Origin of the sequence: Myxococcus eversor (genome assembly GCF_010894455.1) — a bacterium.
GTDB classification, from domain to species: domain Bacteria; phylum Myxococcota; class Myxococcia; order Myxococcales; family Myxococcaceae; genus Myxococcus; species Myxococcus eversor.
Map to the genome: position 1 here is coordinate 147,903 of NZ_JAAIXY010000023.1, position 17,949 is coordinate 165,851.

At 70.4% G+C, this 17,949-nt stretch carries 16 protein-coding genes; 7 read left to right on the forward strand and 9 right to left on the reverse strand.

The genetic code is table 11. The features are described from left to right. Positions 1–10: 10 nt before the first annotated feature. Positions 11–2,764: a CHAT domain-containing protein gene (locus G4D83_RS36300; RefSeq protein ID WP_163869482.1), complete on the reverse strand. Its 2,754-nt coding sequence runs from the start codon at positions 2,762–2,764 to the stop codon at positions 11–13. A 492-nt stretch (positions 2,765–3,256) separates the two neighbouring features. Between G4D83_RS36300 and G4D83_RS36305 the strand changes: the two genes are divergently transcribed. Beyond that, a complete protein-coding gene (locus tag G4D83_RS36305) occupies positions 3,257–4,303 on the forward strand; it encodes a heparin lyase I family protein (RefSeq protein ID WP_163869483.1) in 1,047 nt (348 codons plus the stop codon). Positions 4,304–4,401: 98 nt separating this feature from the next. Here G4D83_RS36305 and G4D83_RS36310 read toward each other — a convergent pair whose 3' ends face one another. The 3 genes from G4D83_RS36310 to G4D83_RS36320 form a co-directional block, all read right to left on the reverse strand. After that, on the reverse strand, positions 4,402–5,943 hold the full coding sequence (locus G4D83_RS36310) for a DHA2 family efflux MFS transporter permease subunit (protein ID WP_163869484.1): 1,542 nt from the start codon (positions 5,941–5,943) through the stop codon (positions 4,402–4,404). A 2-nt stretch (positions 5,944–5,945) separates the two neighbouring features. After that, entirely contained in the window at positions 5,946–7,193 is a 1,248-nt protein-coding gene (locus tag G4D83_RS36315; RefSeq protein ID WP_163869485.1) for an HlyD family secretion protein, read from the reverse strand. Between the two features lie 108 nt (positions 7,194–7,301). Further along, positions 7,302–7,826, reverse strand: a complete 525-nt coding sequence (locus G4D83_RS36320; RefSeq protein WP_163869486.1) for a MarR family winged helix-turn-helix transcriptional regulator — start codon at positions 7,824–7,826, stop codon at positions 7,302–7,304. 164 nt (positions 7,827–7,990) lie between these two features. On the opposite strand from G4D83_RS36320, the gene G4D83_RS36325 reads away from it, so the two are divergent. Both G4D83_RS36325 and G4D83_RS36330 read left to right on the forward strand, forming a co-directional pair. Beyond that, positions 7,991–8,224, forward strand: a complete 234-nt coding sequence (locus G4D83_RS36325; protein WP_163869487.1) for a hypothetical protein — start codon at positions 7,991–7,993, stop codon at positions 8,222–8,224. Positions 8,225–8,254: 30 nt separating this feature from the next. Next, a complete protein-coding gene (locus G4D83_RS36330; protein ID WP_163869488.1) occupies positions 8,255–8,806 on the forward strand; it encodes a metal-dependent hydrolase in 552 nt (183 codons plus the stop codon). 18 nt (positions 8,807–8,824) lie between these two features. Here G4D83_RS36330 and G4D83_RS47005 read toward each other — a convergent pair whose 3' ends face one another. Both G4D83_RS47005 and G4D83_RS36340 read right to left on the reverse strand, forming a co-directional pair. Then, on the reverse strand, positions 8,825–9,931 hold the full coding sequence (locus G4D83_RS47005) for a tetratricopeptide repeat protein (protein ID WP_163869489.1): 1,107 nt from the start codon (positions 9,929–9,931) through the stop codon (positions 8,825–8,827). A 13-nt stretch (positions 9,932–9,944) separates the two neighbouring features. Then, entirely contained in the window at positions 9,945–11,138 is a 1,194-nt protein-coding gene (locus tag G4D83_RS36340) for a D-Ala-D-Ala carboxypeptidase family metallohydrolase (protein ID WP_163869490.1), read from the reverse strand. 292 nt (positions 11,139–11,430) lie between these two features. Here G4D83_RS36340 and cobT point away from each other — a divergent pair, with 292 nt between their 5' ends. The 4 genes from cobT to G4D83_RS36360 all read left to right on the forward strand — a co-directional run bounded on the left by cobT (position 11,431) and on the right by G4D83_RS36360 (position 15,320). Then, a complete protein-coding gene (cobT, locus tag G4D83_RS36345) occupies positions 11,431–12,492 on the forward strand; it encodes a nicotinate-nucleotide--dimethylbenzimidazole phosphoribosyltransferase (protein WP_163869491.1) in 1,062 nt (353 codons plus the stop codon). Between the two features lie 48 nt (positions 12,493–12,540). Next, on the forward strand, positions 12,541–13,281 hold the full coding sequence (gene cobS, locus G4D83_RS36350; protein WP_163869492.1) for an adenosylcobinamide-GDP ribazoletransferase: 741 nt from the start codon (positions 12,541–12,543) through the stop codon (positions 13,279–13,281). A 27-nt stretch (positions 13,282–13,308) separates the two neighbouring features. Then, entirely contained in the window at positions 13,309–13,929 is a 621-nt protein-coding gene (locus tag G4D83_RS36355) for a histidine phosphatase family protein (protein WP_163869493.1), read from the forward strand. A gap of 131 nt (positions 13,930–14,060) precedes the next feature. Next, the gene (locus G4D83_RS36360; protein ID WP_163869494.1) at positions 14,061–15,320 is read left to right on the forward strand and encodes a cytochrome P450; all 1,260 of its coding nucleotides are present in this window, start codon (positions 14,061–14,063) and stop codon (positions 15,318–15,320) included. A gap of 5 nt (positions 15,321–15,325) precedes the next feature. Here the strand turns inward: G4D83_RS36360 and G4D83_RS36365 are convergent, their stop codons facing one another. The 3 genes from G4D83_RS36365 to G4D83_RS36375 are packed head-to-tail and all read right to left on the reverse strand — an operon-like array spanning position 15,326 to position 17,921. Next, positions 15,326–16,267, reverse strand: a complete 942-nt coding sequence (locus tag G4D83_RS36365; RefSeq protein WP_163869495.1) for a FecCD family ABC transporter permease — start codon at positions 16,265–16,267, stop codon at positions 15,326–15,328. Continuing rightward, positions 16,264–17,058 (reverse strand): ABC transporter ATP-binding protein, encoded by a 795-nt coding sequence (locus tag G4D83_RS36370; protein ID WP_163869496.1) that lies wholly within the window; start codon positions 17,056–17,058, stop codon positions 16,264–16,266. The genes G4D83_RS36365 and G4D83_RS36370 overlap by 4 nt, the downstream gene beginning before the upstream one ends. After that, complete coding sequence (locus G4D83_RS36375) at positions 17,055–17,921, reverse strand: ABC transporter substrate-binding protein (protein ID WP_163869497.1); 867 nt, start codon at positions 17,919–17,921, stop codon at positions 17,055–17,057. Before G4D83_RS36375 ends, G4D83_RS36370 begins: the two co-directional genes overlap by 4 nt. Positions 17,922–17,949: the final 28 nt, after the last annotated feature.

Consider the following 17,949-nt stretch of genomic DNA (forward strand, 5'->3'; position numbering starts at 1 on the left):
GAGGCAAGGCTCAGTCGGACGTCTCCACCAGCAGCACGTGGTGCGTCCAGCCGTTGCGGGCATCGCGCGCGAGCCACTTCTGTCGCTCGTCGCGCAGGGCCACCGCGGGCGCGGTGCCCTGGCGGATGCGCTGGCGCACGCCGTCGAAGAAGCGGCCGGCCGCGTCGGGGATGTCCACGGTGGAGGCGAGCACCGCGCGCGCGCCCGCCTCGATGAAGGCCGCGGGCAGGCTGAAGGGCTCGTGCGTGGTGGTGGAGGCCAGCCGGCCCGCGCTGCACGCCGCGAGGAAGACGAGGGGCGCGGCCGCCAGCCTCTGCTTCCGGACGATGTCCGCCGTCAGCGCGTAGCGGCCGTTGCCCTCGGGCGACAACACCACCAGCGCGGCGTCGGAGAGGACGGGGTCGCTGATGCCGTGCGCGTGAATCTCGATTTCCGTCGCGTCCGACATGCGGGAGAGCACGCGCGAGGGCGTGGCGTCCGAGCCCGACAAGAGCTCCAGCGCCGTGGGCTCCGGCTCGGTCGGCGGCGTCCAGTTGGGCAGCCGGGGCAGTTGCAGCAGCGCGGGCGCCTCCACGCTGGAGACCACCAGTCTGCGGGACGTGGGCGCCCCTCCGGCGGGCGGGGGCGTGCGTCCCATGCGGAAGCTCCAGGGCTGCTCCGAGGCAAGCAGGTCCGTGCGCCCGAAGACGGGCGCCCAGGCCAGCACGTCCACCTGGGGGCAGCCTCGCAGCGCCTGCCGCACCCGCTCGGGGACGAGCTGCGCGCTGGGGCTCTCGGCGAAGGGCGCCTTGCGGTCTCCCTGGTAGTCACCCACCAGTTCGCCGTTCGGTCCACGCGCGACGGCCACGGAGCGCTCGCTGTGCACGGCGGCGGCCAGCGCGCACTTCGTGGGCACCTGCGTCTCCAGCTGCGCGGCCATCAACTCCAGCACCCGCGCGTAGTCGCCGGTGCGCCCCGCATCGGTGACGAGCGAGGAGTAGCTCAGCGTCCACGACTCGCGCGCCAGCACGTCGGTGGACGGCAGCTTCCGCGCGTCCTCGATGGCGCGCGTGAGCAACTCCACGCCCCGCGCGTGCTCCCGGTCCAGCGCGAAGCGGCCCTCGATGTAGCGCGCATATACCGCGTCGCCGGGGATGGGATTGCTGACCCGCGCGACGTCGAGCACGTGGCGCAGCCGCTCCGCGTCCTTCGGGTCCGGATGCGCGCGCGCCAGCTCCGCGAACGTCGCGCCGAACATCAGGTCCAACGGCGCCTGGGGGCACGCGGCGGCGGCGTCCAGCGCGCCCCGCGCGGCCTCCGGGCGCAGCGCCAGGTAGTACGTGTGGGCCTGATTGATGTGGGACCAGTAGCAGGTGTCGATGCGATCGCGACCGCCCCGAGCGGACCATTCCTCCACGTAGGCAATCGCGCTGGAGAAATCGCCGCGGTCTCTCGCGATGTGGTTGAGGTTCTCCAGCGCCGTCAGCTCCAAATCCCACTCCTGGAGCTGGCGCGCCCAGGACCAGGCGGTGCGCGTGTGCTGCTCGGCCTCCGTCAGCCGCCGCAGGTCCGCGTAGAGGATGCCCAGGCGGATCTCCAGCTCCACGCAGCGCGTGGAGAAGGCGCCCTCGCGGCAGCGCTGGAGCGCGTTGAACAGGCGCTGCTCGGCCTTCCACCACTCGCCGTCCGCCGTCTCCTTGCGCGCGAGCTCCCGCTCCAGGAAGAGGTTGAACCAGGAGTCCTGCTCGCGCTGGGCGCGAGACACCAGGTCCGGCAAGTAGCGCAGCGCGGCCTTGTTGTGCAGCGCCAGTCCCACGAAGAGGTCGTCCTCCCCGGAGGCGCGCACCGACTCCACCAGCGACTCCGGCGCGCTGACGCGCTTGCGCACCAGCTCCGCGTAGCCCTTCGAAAGCTCGCCCCGGCGGGCGAAGTCGCGAGAGGCGACGCGCGTCACGTAGTCCCCGAGCGAGGAGCCTCCCTGGATGCGGTCCAGCTCCCGCGCCAGCGGAATCAACGCCAGCACGCGCTCCTTGGACGGCGCCGCGCGGACCACGTCGTAGAAGTGCTGCCGCACGACGCCCGGGCTCTGACGCGCCTCCTGGAGAGGCAGCGGCGCTTGCGCGTCGTCCATCAGCGCCAGCGTCGCGTCGCGCGCGCCACGCCACTTGCGGGCCCGCTCCTGCGTCTCCTCGCGCAGCGTCAGCGCGTGCGCCTTCGCCTCTCGGCTCCACCCCTGCTCACCGAGCGCGGCCACCTTCTCGAAGGTCTCCGCCGCCTTCATGGTGAGGCCCATGTCGCGGAGCACCAGCGCGCGGTTCCACAAGGCCTGCGGGTGCGCGGGCTTCGACGCCAGCACACCGTCCAACAGGCGCAGCGCCTTCTCGTGCGCTCCCCGCGCGAGGTGCACGGCGGCCAGGTCGCTGTCGCGGTCCGGTGACGCGGTCATCCGCTCCAGGAAGGAGCCGGCCTGGTTCCACTCGCTCTGCAAACCGTACGCGGCCGCGATGCCCGCCCAGTCGCCGTCCTCCTCCAGCCGGGCCAGCTCCTTCAACGGAATGGGCTCGGGAGGAATGAGACAGCCACCGGCGGAGACGCGCGGGCGATAGCGGTCGGCCTCCGGATAGGTGAGTCGGGCCTCGATGCGCGCGGATGCCCGGCGCTCGGCCCAGAATCGCGTCTCCACCCCGTTCCCCCCGGACGGTGTGCGCGCGAGCAGGAAGGTGACAACGAGCACGGGCGCGGCCAACGCCAGGACCAGGGCCTTGTCGTACGTCGACTTCAACATGCTGCCCCCTCGGGCAACTCCCCCAAGCAGCCGCCCACGCGTCGGGTTCTACACCAACCCTCCTGCTGTCGCCGACTTTCGACGGAAATGAGACACCCCGCTCCTCCGAGGAGGACGTTCGGGAGTCCACGTCCGCCTCGTACGAACGGACATGTCTCCAAATCCTCGCGCGCGCGGAGGACGCAGGTCTGGATTTCCCGTGCAACGGCAGACGTGCGGGACGACGGCACGTCCCCAGGCCGGGCAGCAGGCGAGCCGTGCTCGACGCGAGGTGGCTCGGGCACCCACCCACGACGCGGCGCTCCATCCCCCGAGAATCATTGCGTCATGAGACAAGCGGCGAACGAGGACGAAGGCGCCGTGTCGCTTCGAGCCACTGCGAGCAAGCGACCGAGGGCACGACGTCCTGGGGGTTGGCAGCCAGTCATGAGCGGGAAGTAGCACGCCCGGCCGGGTGTCCCCATGCGCCAACCCGGAATGAAAGGACCTCGTTTGACCGCATTCCTTCGACTCGCCGCCCTGGTGTTTGTGGTTCCCTCACTCGCTTCCGCTGAAGTGGTGTGGAAGGGCGACTTCGAGACCGGAAACATTTCGCAGTGGACGCGCTCGCAGAGCGTCTCCAACAGCCGCCTCCAGGTGGTGACGGACATGGTGCGCGAAGGCCGCTATGCCCTGAAGGCCACCGTGCGCCAGGGCGATGACCCCATCGGCGCGAGCGGCAACCGCAACGAGCTGCTCTACATCAGTGAAGAGAAGACGGGCTCCACGTACTTCTACAAGTGGAGCACGCTGTTCCCCCAGAACTACCCGCTGTCGGACGGGTGGCAGGTGTTCGCGCAGTGGCACCAGGAGGGCTGCTGTGGCTCGCCGCCGCTGGAGTTCTTCGTGAAGGGAGACCGGATGTTCCTGCGCGTGGGCGGCTCCGAGGCCCCCATCTCCTGGGAAGGTCCCCTCTCCCGAGGCGAATGGCACGACTTCGTGCTCCAGGTGAAGTGGTCGTCCAACGCGAAGGTCGGCTTCGTCCAGCTCTGGCACAACGGGAAGGTGGCGCTGCCGAAGACGATGGGCGCCACGCAGTTCGGCAGTGAGATGAACTACCTGAAGCTCGGCCTTTACCGCGAGGACACCATCAAGCCCGAGGCGAGCGTGTACCACGATGGCTTCACCATGAGCACCACGCTCGAGGACGTGATGCCGCCCGCGCCGGCTCCCGAGCCCGTCCCCGAGCCCGCGCCGGAGCCGACCCCCACGCCCACTCCGACGCCGGATACCACGCCGACGCCGGAGCCCACCCCCACCCCGATTCCCACCCCGCCGGTCATCTCCGTCCCCACGCTGCCCGGCACCGGCACGCCGAACGTCGGCGTGGTGAACGATGACAACGGCCCCAACAACCCGCTGTCCGACAGCGGTCCGCAGGGATGTGGCGCGTCGGCCACGGGTGGAGCGCCGTTCGTCGCCGCCACCGCGCTGCTGGCCATGGCCGGGCTCTTGAGCCGTCGTCGCAAGCCCGCGGAAGTCCGCGCCCGTCGGCGCTGAGCTGAACCGACGGCCCTCGCCACTGCCTGGAAAACGAAAGCGGGTCCGTTCCTCGGGGAGCGGACCCGCTTCTTGTTTCCGGCGCGTGGGAGACAGCCTCAGTGCGCGCCTTCCACCTTCACGCCGGGGTTGGCGCGCTGGAGGAGGAACACCAGCACCAGCGAGCACGCGAAGATGGCGGTGAGCACGGTGAAGTTGGCGTTGAAGGCCCGCACCAGCGCCTGCATGTTGATGCGCTGGCTGAACAGGCCGTAGGCGGCGGACAGCGGGTCCGTCACCCGCGAGGCCACCGTGGCCTTGAGCGCGGCGAGCTGCTCCTGCGTCACCTGGCTGTACGGGTCCACGTGCGACGTGAGCGCCGTGGTGTTCACCTTCGTCAGCCGGTTGAGCGCGCTGCTCATCCACGCGGTGCCGATGGAGCCCCCCAGTTCGCGCGTCAGGTTGAAGAGCCCCGCCGCGTTGCCGCGCTGGTCCGGCCGCAGGTTGCTGAGCGCCATCACCGACAGCGGCACGAAGATGAAGCCCATGGAGCAGGCGCGGATGAAGACGGGCGTAATCAGCGTCGCCTCGTCCGCCGTGCTGCTCAAGTGGCCGTTGGTCCACAGCGACAGGCACATGCCAATGATTCCCAGGCCCACCAGCCACCGCCCGTCGAGCTTGCCGCCGAACTTGCCGATGAGCGGCATCAACAGCACCTGGATGAAGCTGCCCTTGAGGAACACCAGGCCGATGTCGAGCGCCGAGTAGTGCATCACCGTGCCGCAGAAGAGGCTGAAGAGGAACGAGCCTCCGAACAGCGCGGTGCCGACGAGGAAGTTCACCCCGGTGGCCGCCGCATAGGAGCGGTTGGCGAACACCCGCAAATCCACCACCGGCTCGGGTGTCTCCAACTGGTGGACGACGAAGGTGATGAGCGCCACGCCCGCCACCACGGCGAGCACGGTGATTTTCATGCTGTCGAACCAGTCCTCGCGCGTGCCCTCCTCCAGCACGAACTGGAGCGCCGCCATGCCCACCGCGAGCAGGGCGATTCCCCAACGGTCCACGCGGGCCGTGGAGGGCTGGAAGTCCTCCTGCTTGATGTGACGCCACGCCATGAACGCGGCGAACAGGCCCACCGGCAGGTTGATGAGGAATATCCAGTGCCAGCTCGCCACGTCGATGAGCAGGCCGCCCACCGTGGGCCCCAGGAGCGGCCCCGTCACCGCGCCCAGGCCGAAGAGCGCGCCGGCCATGCCGTGCTCCTTCTGCGGATAGCGCGCGAAGAGGATGGCCTGCGACGTGGGGATGATGGCGCCGCCGCCCATGCCCTGGAGGATGCGGAACACCACCAGCGAAGGCAGGTTCCACGCCAGGCCACACAGCACGCTGGCCGCGGTGAAGATGAGGATGGACGCGGTGAAGTAGCGCCGGAAGCCGAAGCGCCGCTGAAGCCAGCCCGTCATCGGGATGACCACCACGTTCGCCATCATGTAGCCGGTGGACACCCAGGCAATCTGGTCCAACGGCGTGCCGAAGCTCGCGCGGATGTCGCTGAGCGCGACGTTGACGATGGAGATGTCCAGCACGGACATCAGCGCCGCGGCCATGGCGGCGATGGTGATACCGGTTTTTGAACCGGTGATGACGTCGCCCTTCACGACTAGTTGCTCCTCGTGTCGACGGTGACGACGGCGCTCATGCCCGGCTTGAGGGCCACCTTCGACTCACCGTCGAAGCGGATGAGCACGGGGATGCGCTGCACCACCTTCACGAAGTTGCCGGACGCGTTGTCCGGAGGCAGCAGCGCGAAGCGCGCGCCGCTGGCACCGGCCAGGCTGTCCACGTGGCCCTTGAAGGCGTGGCTGCCAAACGCATCCACCTCCACCTCCACCGGCTGACCCGCCTTCATCTCGCCGACCTGGTCCTCCTTGAAGTTGGCCACCACCCACACGTCGTCCTGCGGCACCACCGCCATCAGCGGACGCTCCGGGCCCACCATCTGCCCCACCTCCACCGTGCGGCGGCTCACCACGCCGTCCACCGGCGCGCGGACGTGCGTATAGGAGACGGCCAGCTCCGCCAGGTGCAGCGCCGCCTGGGCCTGCTTGAGCTTCGCGTCGGACAGCTTCACCGCCGCCTGCGCCGCCTGCACCTGCACCGGCCCCGTCTCCGCGGCGGCGAGCTTGCCCTGCGCCGTCTCCAGTCCACCGGAGGAGCCCTGCACCCCCGCCTGCGTGGAGGTCAGCCGCGCGCGCGACACGTCCAGCAACGCCTTCGCCTGGTCATACGCGGACTGCCGCGCCTCCAGGTCCGCCTGCGTCACCGCGCCCTGCTCCTTCAGCGTCTTCACGCGCGTCATGTCCGCGTCCGCCAGCTTGAAGCGGGCCTCGGCCGCCGCCACGTCCGCGTGCGCCTGGTCCAGCGCCGCCTTGGACGAGCTGATGCCGCTGTTGGCCTGCGTCACGCCGCCGCGCGCCTGTCGCAGGTTCGCCCCGGCATTGGCCTCCGTGAGCGAGAGCTGCGACTGCGCGTTGGACGCCTGTGCCTCCGCGCTCAGCACATCCGCGCGGGCCACTTCCAGCTTCGCGTCCAGGTCCGTGGAGTCCAGCTCGACGAGCACGTCGCCCGCCTTCACCGCCTGGTTGTCGCGCACCAGCACCTTGGCCACCATGCCGGACACGCGCGGCGACACGTTGGCGATGCGGCCCTCCACCTGCGCGTCGTCCGTGGACTCGTGGCCACGCGTCAGCGCCCAGCGCGCACCGCCGCCCACCAGCGCCAGCGCGACGAGGGCGGGCAACACCTTCTTCGCTCGCGAGCGCGGCGCGGCGGGCTCCCTCGCGACGGAGGGGAGCTTCTTCGGAACATCGTTGTCCTGCACATCCAAGGAAGGGGAAGCAGTGCTCATGGTGGTTCTCAAAGGTTCAGCGAGTCGATGATTTGGTGGCTAACCATCCGGATGCGGCGGGTCATCCGCCGGGTCCGGCAGAGGGGAATCAGGAGGGCAAGGGGTGGCTCACGGCTCGCGGAAGGCGGGGAGACCGGTGGAGACCTTGGCCAGCAGCTCGCGCAGGGTGTCGCGCTCCTGCTCGCTCAACGGGGACATGAGCGCGGCCACGCGACGGTAGTGCTCGGGGAGCATCCCTTCGAGCAGTTGCCGGGCCTTCGGCGTGAGGTGCACGGTGTACATGCGGCGGTCTTCCGGGTGGTCCTCCCGGGAGATGAGGCCGTCCTTCTCCAGCGTGTCGAGCAGGCCCGTCATGGTGGCGCGGCTCACGCACGAACTCTCCGCCAGCTCCGCCGGAATGAGTCCTCGGCCGCCCTCCGTCTCGCTGGTGGAGTACAGCCGGACGAGCACGGTGAAGCGCCCCTTCGACAGCCCGTGTCGCGCCAGGCTGGCGTCGTAGGCGTCCGACAAGTCGTTCGACAGGCGCAAGAGGGTGATGCACGTCTCCAGGCCGCTCGAGTCGAGCTGCGGGAAGCGCTTCGCCAGTCGCTGCAGCCGCTCGAAGCGGGTGATGGGGGGAGGACTCACGCTCATCTCGATGCTCGGCGAAAGGATGCCGCCCCAATTAGTAAGGCCCCTAACTAGTGCACGCAATAGAAATCCACGAGGGGGCTCCAGAAGGAGACGGGCAGGGCTGCTCGCCTGCCCGGGAGTGAAGCCAGGTCCCCAAGGGGCGCGCGCACCGTTATGAAGGGGGCGTGCTCGACGTGAAGGACCCCACCGTCCAGGAGGCGCTGCGCCGTGCTTCCGAGGAGGCCGGGCTGCCGGACTACCTACTTAGCTGCGTGTATCCCCTGCTCAGGGACCCGGAGGGGGACTGGTCTCCTTGCTGTGGAGGAGGCTGTCAGCCGTGCTCGGCCACGCTGGCGGATGTGGCGGTGCGGACGCTGGAGCTGCTGGGGACGCCCCGGCGCTCGCCCGTGCCGGTGTGAGCGCGAAGCTGGCGTAGGCTCAACGGCCTCATGAATCCCCTCGTCCATGCGGAGTTCTCCTGGCTGGCGGCGCAAAGCCTGCGTGAGCGGAGAGACCGCATCCTCGTCACCTGCGCGGGCCTGGCGCCGGACCTGGACGGGCTCACGCTGCTCGGGGGTGAGGAGCTGTACGTGCGCTATCACCATGTGCTGTTCCACGGCTTCGTGGGCGCGCTCGTCACCGCTGGGGTGTGCATGGCGCTGGGACGACAGCGGCTGCGCGTGGGGCTGCTCGCGCTGGGGACCTTCCACCTGCACCTGCTCTGCGACCTCGCGGGCAGCGGGCCCGGGTGGCCCATCCACTACTACTGGCCCATCACCTTCCGGGAGTGGTTCTGGCAGGGGCAGTGGAACCTGTCCTCGTGGCAGAACGCCGTCATCGGCCTCTTCACCACGCTGGCGTGCTTCGCGTGCGCGCTTCGCTGGCGGAGGACCTTCGTGGAGCTGTTGTCCCCGCGCTGGGACGCGGAGGTGACGAAGACCTTGCGGCGGCGCTTCCTCGGGGAGCGCGAGGCGCCGACACCCGACGGCGTCGAGCGCTGAGCACGAGCGGGCCGGCCCTCACGGCTGTCGGCAGTCGCGCCGCAGGGTCTCCACCTGGTCTTGTGGCATGGCTCGCACGGTGGCGGGCGCGAGTTCCTTGAAGCGCTCGCACTTCTCCTTCGAGTCGGACTCCTGCTCCAGATGCTGGGTGGCCACCTGAGCGGCCTGCGCGGGCTCGCCCTTGTCCTGGTAGAGGCGCTCCAGCATGACGTGCGCGCCTTCCACCTTCGGGTTCTCCGCTATCTGTCGCTTCGCGGCGACAATCGCCTCGTCGACCCGACCCTGGCGCTCCAGGTCCGTCGCCTGCTGGAGTGACGCCGTCTCCGTGCAGTAGGGGAGCAGCGCCTTCACCTGCTTCGACAGCTCCGCCTGCTGCTCGTACAGCTTCGGGTCCGCGGCCCGCCAGACCTCGCAGCGCGTGGCGCGACGCTCGCCCTGCATCAGCGTCGACACGCGCTCGGTGACCTGCGTCGCGTCCTTGGGGCGCCCCACGTCCTCCAGCCGCTTCGCGAAGTCCAGGTGCGCCAGCGCATCGCTCGAGTCGCGATACGGGCTCACCTCCAGGTGCTTCTGGTAGCTGCGCACCGCCGCGTCCACCTCGCCCACCGCCAGCTCCGTGCGCGCCAGCTCCCGGTTCGCCTGCGGGTGGGACGGGTTCAGCTCCACCGTGCGGCGCAGCAGCGGAAGGCGCCCCGCTTCGTCCTTCTGTCGCAGGCTCAGCTCCCAGTACGGCCTTGCGTCCTTCGACCCCAACTCCACCTGTCGCTGGTAGATGTCCAACGCGCGCTGCCGCAAGTCGCCTTGAGTTCGCGCCTGCGGTGACTCGCGAAACGACGTGTTCCAGTACGCCTGAGCCAGCGCGAGCTGCACGTCCTGCTGGTCCGGATTCTCCGCCGCGGCCGCCTGGAGCAGAGCGATGGCCTTCGCGCAGCCCGCCTTGTCGAAGCCGTCCGAGGGGCAATTTCTCTGCGCCAGCCGGATGCCCTCCTTCGCCGTGGGCGATAGCGTGGAGGGGGTCGCCACGGAGGGCTTGGCCGCCGCCGAGGGCGGTGGGGATGGCGGAGTCTGGGCCAGCACGGGCGAGAGCAACCCCCACCCCGCGACGAGTAGAACCTTCGCGCTCATCTGTCCTCCTGGCTCAACGCTGGATGTGGACGTGGTCCGCCGCCGGGTCATTGCAGTCGAGGAACGTCACCGGCCCGTTCTCCGTGAAGCTGTCTTCCTCGCCCACCACCCGGATGCCCGCCAGCTCCACCAGGCACATGAGCTGCCGCGTGTCCCGGCCGGGCACCACCATGGAGCGCGGGGCGATGTCGAGCGCGCGTCCCCGGGTGTGCCGGCTGTTGATGGAGCCCGAGCCGATGAACCGGTTGCGCTGCGGGTTGCGGAACGCGCTGGTGATGAAGGGCTCCACGCTCACCGTCGTGGAGCGGTTGTTCGCCGTCGTGTCGGCCCGGCGATTCGGTCCGGCGAGGATGGAGCCCGCGCACAGGCCGCCCACCCGGGCCCCCGAGCACACGTCGTCTCCACTGGGATTCGTGTCCCCCAGCGGCCCGAGCATCAGCACCGACGGCCCCGGCGACACCACCACCGTCGCGGGGCTCCGCGTCAGGGTGCCCACCGGCACCACCTGCACGTCATCCTTGAGGAGCTTGTTCAGCTCGGCGTCCACCTCCTGGAGCAGCTTGTCCAGGTCGCCCGGCGTCTCCTCGGCGATGAGCGTGTAGTTGCCCCGGTTGAGCGTCGGGTTCCCCGCCACGCGGACGTTGGCCAGCGTCGGCTGGAAGTCCGTATCGTAATCCACATACTCCTGTCTCAGGGTGTCCGTCTCGTCCTGGCGGAGGAACGAGGACGGCGGCAGCTTCACCTCCAGCCTCCGGCCATCGTCCAGGTCCAGCACGCCCAGCACCTCGTACTCGAGCGGAGGGTTGGAGTCCCGGCTGCCGGCCACCGACTGCGAGGACTTGCCATGGAACGTCAGCTCCGCGCCCGTCGCCGTGGCGGGCTCGGCCGGGGCGGTGCGCGTGCCCACCGCCGTTACCGTCCACTGGATGCGGTCCACCAGCCCCGCCTCGCCTCCCGTGACGCGCGCGCGGACCACCAGCTCCTCGCTCGTCACGAACGACGTGCGCGTCGGCGTGCCCTCGCGGCGCGTGAAGGCCTCGATGATGGCCAGCGACACCCGCTCGCCACCTTCCGGAGTGGTGACCTCCACCAGGGGCGGCGGCTCTCCGCTGCCTCCCGTGCCCGTCGGGTCCGTCTCGCTCCCGCACTTGCAGCTCGCGACGAGCGCCGTCAGCGCCAGCCACCCCCACCATGCCTTCCTCTTCACGAGCGCCTCCCCCCCGCCACCCCAGGACCCGGGACAGCCGTGTAGCGGCCCGCGCACTTTCACCCGCGTCGCGCCGCGCGCCAGGAGCGCTTGCCCCCGGGCTGTCGGTGACTCGACGCGCTGGCGCCCAATCCCTCACTGCGCGACGGTGCGCCCGTCTCGCGGGGCAGGCACTTGCGTGCGGGCTTGTGTCCACCACCGTGCAGCACGTTGCACTCGGGCCCATCCACGGTCATTGCTTCACGGCACCGCGCGCGCCTAGCTTGAAGGGGTTTCCTCCAAAGGGGGCCCCATGCCTGCGTACCGTGACGTGCTCGCCAGGATTCCCGAACCTGACGCCGAGGCCGGGAGGCAGTGTCAGGGCCTGCTAGACATGAAGACGAAGCCGCAGGGCAGCCTGGGCCGCCTGGAGGAGCTGGCGTGTCAGTGGGCCACGCTGCGGGGTGAGCCCGCGCCCGCGATGCCTCGCAAGGGGCTGGTGGTGATGGCGGCGGACCACGGCGTGACGGAGGAAGGCGTGAGCGCCTACCCCGCCGAAGTCACGGCGCAGATGGTGGCCAACTTCGCCCGGGGCGGCGCGGCCATCAACGTGCTCGCCAGGCAGCACGGCGTGCGCGTGGAGGTCGTCGACATGGGCGTGCGCGTGCCGGTGGAAGGACTGGAGGGTGTGCGCGTGCACCGCCAGGGCCCGGGCACGGCGAACCTGGCCCGAGGGCCGGCCATGTCACGCAAGACGGCCGAGGAGGCCCTGAGCGTGGGCGCGCTGCTCGCGCTGGAGCTGGCGGACTCGGGCGTGACGCTGCTGGGCCTGGGAGACATGGGCATCGGCAACACCACCGCGTCGGCGGCGCTCACGTGCGTGCTCGCGGGCGTGTCACCGGACATGGCCACCGGGCGCGGCACGGGCGTGGACGACGCGGGCCTGTCGCGCAAGGTGGACGTGGTGCGGCGCGCGCTCGCGGTGAATCAGCCGGACGCGGCGGATCCGCTGGACGTGCTCGCCAAGGTGGGCGGCTTCGAAATCGCGGGCCTCGCTGGCGCGGCGCTGGGCGCGGCCTCCCGGCGGGTCCCCGTCATGCTGGATGGCTTCATCTCCTCCGTCGCCGGACTGGTGGCGGCCAGGCTGTGTCCCAAAGTCATGCCCTTCCTGCTCGCCAGTCACATGTCGCGCGAGGCGGGCCACCGCCGGGTGCTGGAGGCGCTGCGGCTGCGGCCCCTGCTCGACCTGGGCCTGCGACTGGGCGAGGGCACGGGCGCCGTGCTGGCGATGGGGCTGATGGACAGCAGCATGCATGTGCTGCACGAGATGGCGACGTTCGCCTCCGCGGGCGTGGCGGAGAAGACCCGGCGCTGAGGCTCGCTCCCACGGTCGAAACGTGGCAGGAGTCGCGCCGAGCCCCTCATGAAGCGACTCCTCGCCGGCATCGCCTTCCTCACCCGCATCCCCGTCCCCGGGGCCGCCACGTTCGACGCTGGCGACGTGGGCCGCGCGACGCTGTGCTTTCCGCTGGTGGGCGCGCTGCTCGCCGCGCTGCTCGTCGGCGTGCGCCTGGCGCTCTACCCGCTCTTGCCGTCGATGGTGACGGCGTACCTGCTGCTCGCCATCTACGCGCTGCTCACCGGCGCGCTGCACCTGGACGGGCTGGCGGACATGGCGGACGGCTTCGGCGGCGGGCGCACCAAGGAGGACGTGCTGCGCATCATGAGGGACCACGTCATCGGCGCGTATGGCGGGGTCGCCCTGCTGCTGACCGTGGGCCTCAAGGCGAGCGCGCTCGCGGCGCTGCTGGAGCGCGGACAGGCGGACGCGGCGCTGGTGGTGGCACTGGCGCTGGGGCGCTGGGGCTCGGTTCCGCAGGGGTGGCTCTTGCCGTATGCGCGGCGGAGCGGTGGCATCGGCATGGCCATCACCGATTATGTCGGCCGCGTCGAAGTGCTTGGGGCCACGGTGCTGGCGCTCGGCTTCGCCCTGGGGCTGATGGGCTGGAAGGGCGGCGTGGCCTTGCTGATGGTGGCGTGTGTGTCAGCGCTCCAGGGCCTCTGGTGCCGGAAGAAGATTGACGGCATCACCGGCGATACCATGGGCGCCAACACCGAGGTGTGCGAGGCGCTGGTGCTCGTGCTGGCGCTGGCGCTCGGCTGAGTCACCCGGGAAGGAGCGGAACGCGGCATGGACTGGCGAATGCCGAGCGGCGTGACGCGCATGATTCTGGTGCGGCACGGCAGGCCCTCCGAGGAGATGAAGGGCCGGTGTTATGGACGGCTCGACGTGGGCCTCGCGCCGGAGGGCCACGTCCAGGCGGAGCGGGCCGCGCGCCTGCTGGCCCAGGTGGAGCTCCAGGCCCTCTATTCGAGCCCCCGGCTCAGGGCGCTCGACACGGCGAGACGGCTGGCGGCGGACCGGGGCCTGGACATCCGCGTGGAGGAGGCCTTCCGCGAAATCGACTTCGGCCTCTTCGAGGGCCTCACCTACGAGGAGGCGGAGCGCCGCTTTCCGGACGTGTACGCGGAGTGGATGGAGCATCCGGCCCGGGTGCGGTTTCCGGAGGGAGAGACGTTCTCCGAGATGCGCGAGCGCGTGCGTGTCGGTGGGCGCATGCTGCGGGCTCGGCATACCGGACAGTGCTTCGCCCTGGTGTCGCATGGCGGCGTCAACCGCACCCTCCTCGCCGAGTCACTGGGCATGGCGGACCAGCACCTGTTCCGACTGGACCAGGTCCACGCCTCCGTGAATGTCATCGACTTCTACGGCGACGAGCCGGTGGTGAAGCTGATGAACGCGGAGCCCTGACACGGCGGGCCAGACACTCACCCGGGCCCTCGGTTTGACTGGTTTCGGGCGCGAGGCGTACCCTTCACCGTTCACGGTTCGGTTCGTTTCTGTCTGGGATTGACCGTCCGACGCGCAGGGGGGCCTGTCGCATGGAGACCGACTCGCGAGGTGAAGCCCCCGCGCCGCCTGGCGTCCCCGGAGTCCGTGAGACGCAGCGCCTCAATCCCTTCTCACCCGAGTCACTGAGCAATCCCTACTCCATCTATGAGCAACTCCTCCAGCGTCCGGCGTGCTGGAATCCGGAGCTGCGGCTGTGGCTGTTCTCGCGCCACGCGGACTGCGTGGAGGTGCTCTCCCATCCGCGCTTCAGCCGGAACATCGCGAACGCGCGGAAGAGTCGTCCCGAGGAGTTCCCCGCGCCTCCGGAGGCGCTCGCGGCGCTGTCCGCCATGCACAGTCAGTGGTTCCTGCTGATGGACCCGCCGGACCACACGCGCCTGCGCGCCGTGACGAAGCGCGCGCTGGGCACGCGCATGAAGGAGCTGTCCCTGAACATCCACGCCACGGTGGAGGCCCTCCTCTTCCAGGCGCGCAACCGGGGCGAGGTGGACATCATCGCGGACCTGGCCGCGCCGCTGGCCCGGACGACGCTGCGCTGGCTCGTGGGCGCCGACGACCTGGACTCGGACTTGTACCAGCGGTGGGCGCTCGCGCTCGCCCGCTGTGGAGATGCCTCCACTCCGCTGGCCGTGCGCGAAGCCGCCAGCGCCGCCACGCGCGAGGTGAGCCAGTGCCTCCAGGCCTCCGTCACCCGGCGCAGGCGGTCGCGTCGCGGCGATGTCCTGGGCCTGTTGGTGGCCGCGCAGGAGGATGAGCAGGCGCTGAGCGAGGAGGAGCTGCTTCCCACCTGCATGCTCCTGCTCTTCGGTGGCTACGACACCTCCGTCAACCTCATCGGCAATGGGGTGCTGGCGCTGATGGAGCACCGCGCGCAATGGGAGGCGCTGTGCGCGCAGCCCTCGCGCATCAAGGGAACGGTGGAGGAGGTGCTGCGCTTCGACACGCCGTTGCAGCTCTGCTCGCGCATGGCCCAGGAGGACGTGGAGGTGGGCGGCGCCACCGTGCGCGCGGGCGAGTGGGCCTGGGTGCTCTTGGGCGCGGCCAATCGAGACTCGAGGCGCTTCGAGCATCCCGACACGCTCGACATCCAACGCACGGACCTCCAGCACATCGCCTTCGGCCACGGCATCCACCAGTGCGTCGGGGCGGCGCTCGCGCGCATGGAGGCCCAGGGCGCGCTGGGCATGCTGGCGAGAGACTTGCCTGGACTGCGACTGGTGCCCGGCGCGTGGAAGCGGCGCGACACCGCCGTGTTCCGGGGTCTCACCGCCCTGCCCTGCCAGGGCTGAGCGGCTCAGGACGACTTGCGCGCCACCAGATAGATGAGGAGCGGCGTGCCCAGGGCCGCCGTCACCAGGCCCACGGGAGTCTCCTTGCCCGGAAAGATGATGCGGGCCACCGCGTCGCAGAGCACGAGGAAGCTGGCGCCCACCACCACCGAACACGGCAGCAGCACGCGTCGACTCACGCCCAGCACACGGCGGACGATGTGGGGGACGATGAGCTCCACGAAGGCGATGGGACCGCACCACGCGACACAGCCCGCCACGCCCAGCGCGCCCAGGCCGATGGATGCCATGCGGACCGCGCGCACGTTGACGCCCTGCGATTCGGCGTGCTCCTCGCCGGAGATGAACACCTCCAGTGCGCGCGTGAGCGTCAACAGGCCCACCACCGACACGGCGGCGATGGGCAGCAACATCACGATGTTCTGATAGCCCACCTGCGGCAGGTGGCCCATGGTCCACCGCATGGCCGTGAGCAGTTCGGCGGAGTCCGCGGAGAACTGCACGCCCGTGGAGATGGCACCCGCCGCCATCGAGAAGGCGATGCCCGCGAGGACCAGGTCATTCATCCGCACGTTGCGCCCCGCAGCGATGGCGGCCACCAGCAGGCTGACCCCCAGCGCGCCCACGAAGGCGGCGCCGGTGATGAGCGGCAGGCCCCACAGCGCGGTGCGCGCGCCCAGGACGATGGCCACCAACGCGCCCAGCGTGGCGCCGGCCGTGGTGCCAATGGTGCTCGGCGCGGCGAGCGGGTTGGAGAAGAGGGACTGGTACACCGCGCCCACCAGCGACAGCGTGCCTCCCACCACCAGCGCCATCAACGTCCGGGGGATGCGCAACTGCCAGAGGATGAAGTCGCGCGCGTCCGGCGGCATCGGCGGCCCGATGAAGGGCGCCACGGCGATCACGAGCGCGCACACCGCCAGCATCACCACCAGTCGCGTCCTCATTCCCCACGCTCCAGGGACATGCCCACGAAGACCCGGCGGTTCTCGACCTCGACGCCCCGCATCCGCACGGAGAACACCCGGCCCAGGTGCTCACCCAGGTCCGGGGCGTCGTAGTGCGACTCAAAGGCGACGCGGCCCTTCGACAAGCCCAGCACCCGAATCCGTCCCTCGCTGCCAGCGTGCATCGCATGGGCGAGCACGTTGATGTCGTGGGTGATGCACAGCACGCCCAGCCCCGAGCGCCACATCTGCCCCACGAGCGCGTACAGCTCCAACTGCTGGGCCGGGTCCAGGAAGTTGGCGGGCTCGTCCAGCAACACCAGGGGCGCTTCCTGTGCGAGCAGCGCCGCCACCGCGACGCGCTGCTGCTCTCCGCCGGACAACTCGGTGATGGGCCGCGAGGCGAGGGGCTCCGCTTGCACTCGGGCGAGCGCCACGAGCGCGGCTTCCTCCGAGCGACGGTGGGACTCCGTGAAGCGGTAGCGCGCGGCGGCCACGTGCTCCTGCGCGGTGATGGGCTCGGACACCTGGACGCGCTGGGGCAGCCACGCGAGGAACGCGGCGCGTTCCCGGGGCGAGAGGGCTCCCACGTCGCGTCCATTCAAGGTGACGCGGCCCGCGTCTGGGCGCTGAAGGCCGAGCGCCACGCGCATCAGCGTCGTCTTGCCCGCGCCATTGGGACCCACCACCGCGACGAAATCTCCAGGCGCGACGCGGAGGGACACGTCCTCCAGCAACGCCCGCTCGCCCTTGCGCACCGTCGCCCCGGAGACCTCCAGAAGAGACGTCATGGGGTCTTCGCGTCGAAGCGCAGCGCGGCCTGGAGCTGCTCCACCACGTCCAGGATGCGAGGGCCGGTGGACTGCACACCCGGGCCAGCCACGAGCTTCACCCGCCCCTGCTTCACCGCGCGCAGCACCGTCAGTTGCTTCCACGGGGCGAGCTGTCGCGCCTCCTCTTCCGGTGTCAGGCGCGGGCCCTCCACCAGCACCAGGACGATGTCCGGGTCCAACGTCATGAGCTGCTCGACGGAGACGTTGGGCGGCCCCGCGGGGTCCTCGGCGACGGCGTTACGCGCGCCGGCGGCTTCCAGGGCCGCGCCATGGAGCGAGCCCTTGCGGATGTACCAGATGCTGGTGAGCGCGGCCTCCGGGTCTCCAATCACCAGCAGCACGCGGGGCGCATCCGGCGGAGGCTTGCGCTTCAGCGTCGTCTCCACCTTCTGGGCCAGCTTCGTGGCGGCGTCCTCACGCCCCGTCTGGCGGCCCAGCTCGCGAATCCCGTTCGCCACGTCGTCGACGGAGAGCCAGGGCAGCACCTTCACCGGGGCGAGCGCGGACAGCGAGCCCGCGGGGGCCTGCTTCACCTGTTCATCGATGATGAGCGTGGGCTTGAGGCGGGCGATGGCCTCGTAGTTGGGCGACAGCGTGGAGCCCACCTTGGGCACGGACGCCGCCTCGGGGGGCCAGGAGGCCCAGTCGGAGAGGCCCACCACCTGCTCTCCCGCACCCAGCGCGAAGAGCGTCTCCGTGATGCCGGGCGACAGCGAGACGATTCGCCGCGCGCCCGCCTCCGGGGCCGGCGCCGAGCGCTGACAGCCCGCGAGGAGCGTGAAGGAGAGGACGAGCAGGAAGAGAGAGCGTGCGACGGACATGAGCGGCGAGGAACCCGTGAGAGGTTGG

What these genes read in the sequence shown, in the direction of transcription:
- G4D83_RS36300 (WP_163869482.1), bottom strand. Translation starts at nt 2,764, where the DNA reads ATGTTGAAGTCGACGTACGACAAGGCCCTGGTCCTGGCGTTGGCCGCG.
- G4D83_RS36315 (WP_163869485.1), bottom strand. Translation starts at nt 7,193, where the DNA reads ATGAGCACTGCTTCCCCTTCCTTGGATGTGCAGGACAACGATGTTCCG.
- G4D83_RS36320 (WP_163869486.1), bottom strand. Translation starts at nt 7,826, where the DNA reads ATGAGCGTGAGTCCTCCCCCCATCACCCGCTTCGAGCGGCTGCAGCGA.
- G4D83_RS36330 (WP_163869488.1), top strand. Translation starts at nt 8,255, where the DNA reads ATGAATCCCCTCGTCCATGCGGAGTTCTCCTGGCTGGCGGCGCAAAGC.
- G4D83_RS47005 (WP_163869489.1), bottom strand. Translation starts at nt 9,931, where the DNA reads ATGAGCGCGAAGGTTCTACTCGTCGCGGGGTGGGGGTTGCTCTCGCCC.
- cobT (WP_163869491.1), top strand. Translation starts at nt 11,431, where the DNA reads ATGCCTGCGTACCGTGACGTGCTCGCCAGGATTCCCGAACCTGACGCC.
- cobS (WP_163869492.1), top strand. Translation starts at nt 12,541, where the DNA reads ATGAAGCGACTCCTCGCCGGCATCGCCTTCCTCACCCGCATCCCCGTC.
- G4D83_RS36355 (WP_163869493.1), top strand. Translation starts at nt 13,309, where the DNA reads ATGGACTGGCGAATGCCGAGCGGCGTGACGCGCATGATTCTGGTGCGG.
- G4D83_RS36360 (WP_163869494.1), top strand. Translation starts at nt 14,061, where the DNA reads ATGGAGACCGACTCGCGAGGTGAAGCCCCCGCGCCGCCTGGCGTCCCC.
- G4D83_RS36365 (WP_163869495.1), bottom strand. Translation starts at nt 16,267, where the DNA reads ATGAGGACGCGACTGGTGGTGATGCTGGCGGTGTGCGCGCTCGTGATC.
- G4D83_RS36370 (WP_163869496.1), bottom strand. Translation starts at nt 17,058, where the DNA reads ATGACGTCTCTTCTGGAGGTCTCCGGGGCGACGGTGCGCAAGGGCGAG.
- G4D83_RS36375 (WP_163869497.1), bottom strand. Translation starts at nt 17,921, where the DNA reads ATGTCCGTCGCACGCTCTCTCTTCCTGCTCGTCCTCTCCTTCACGCTC.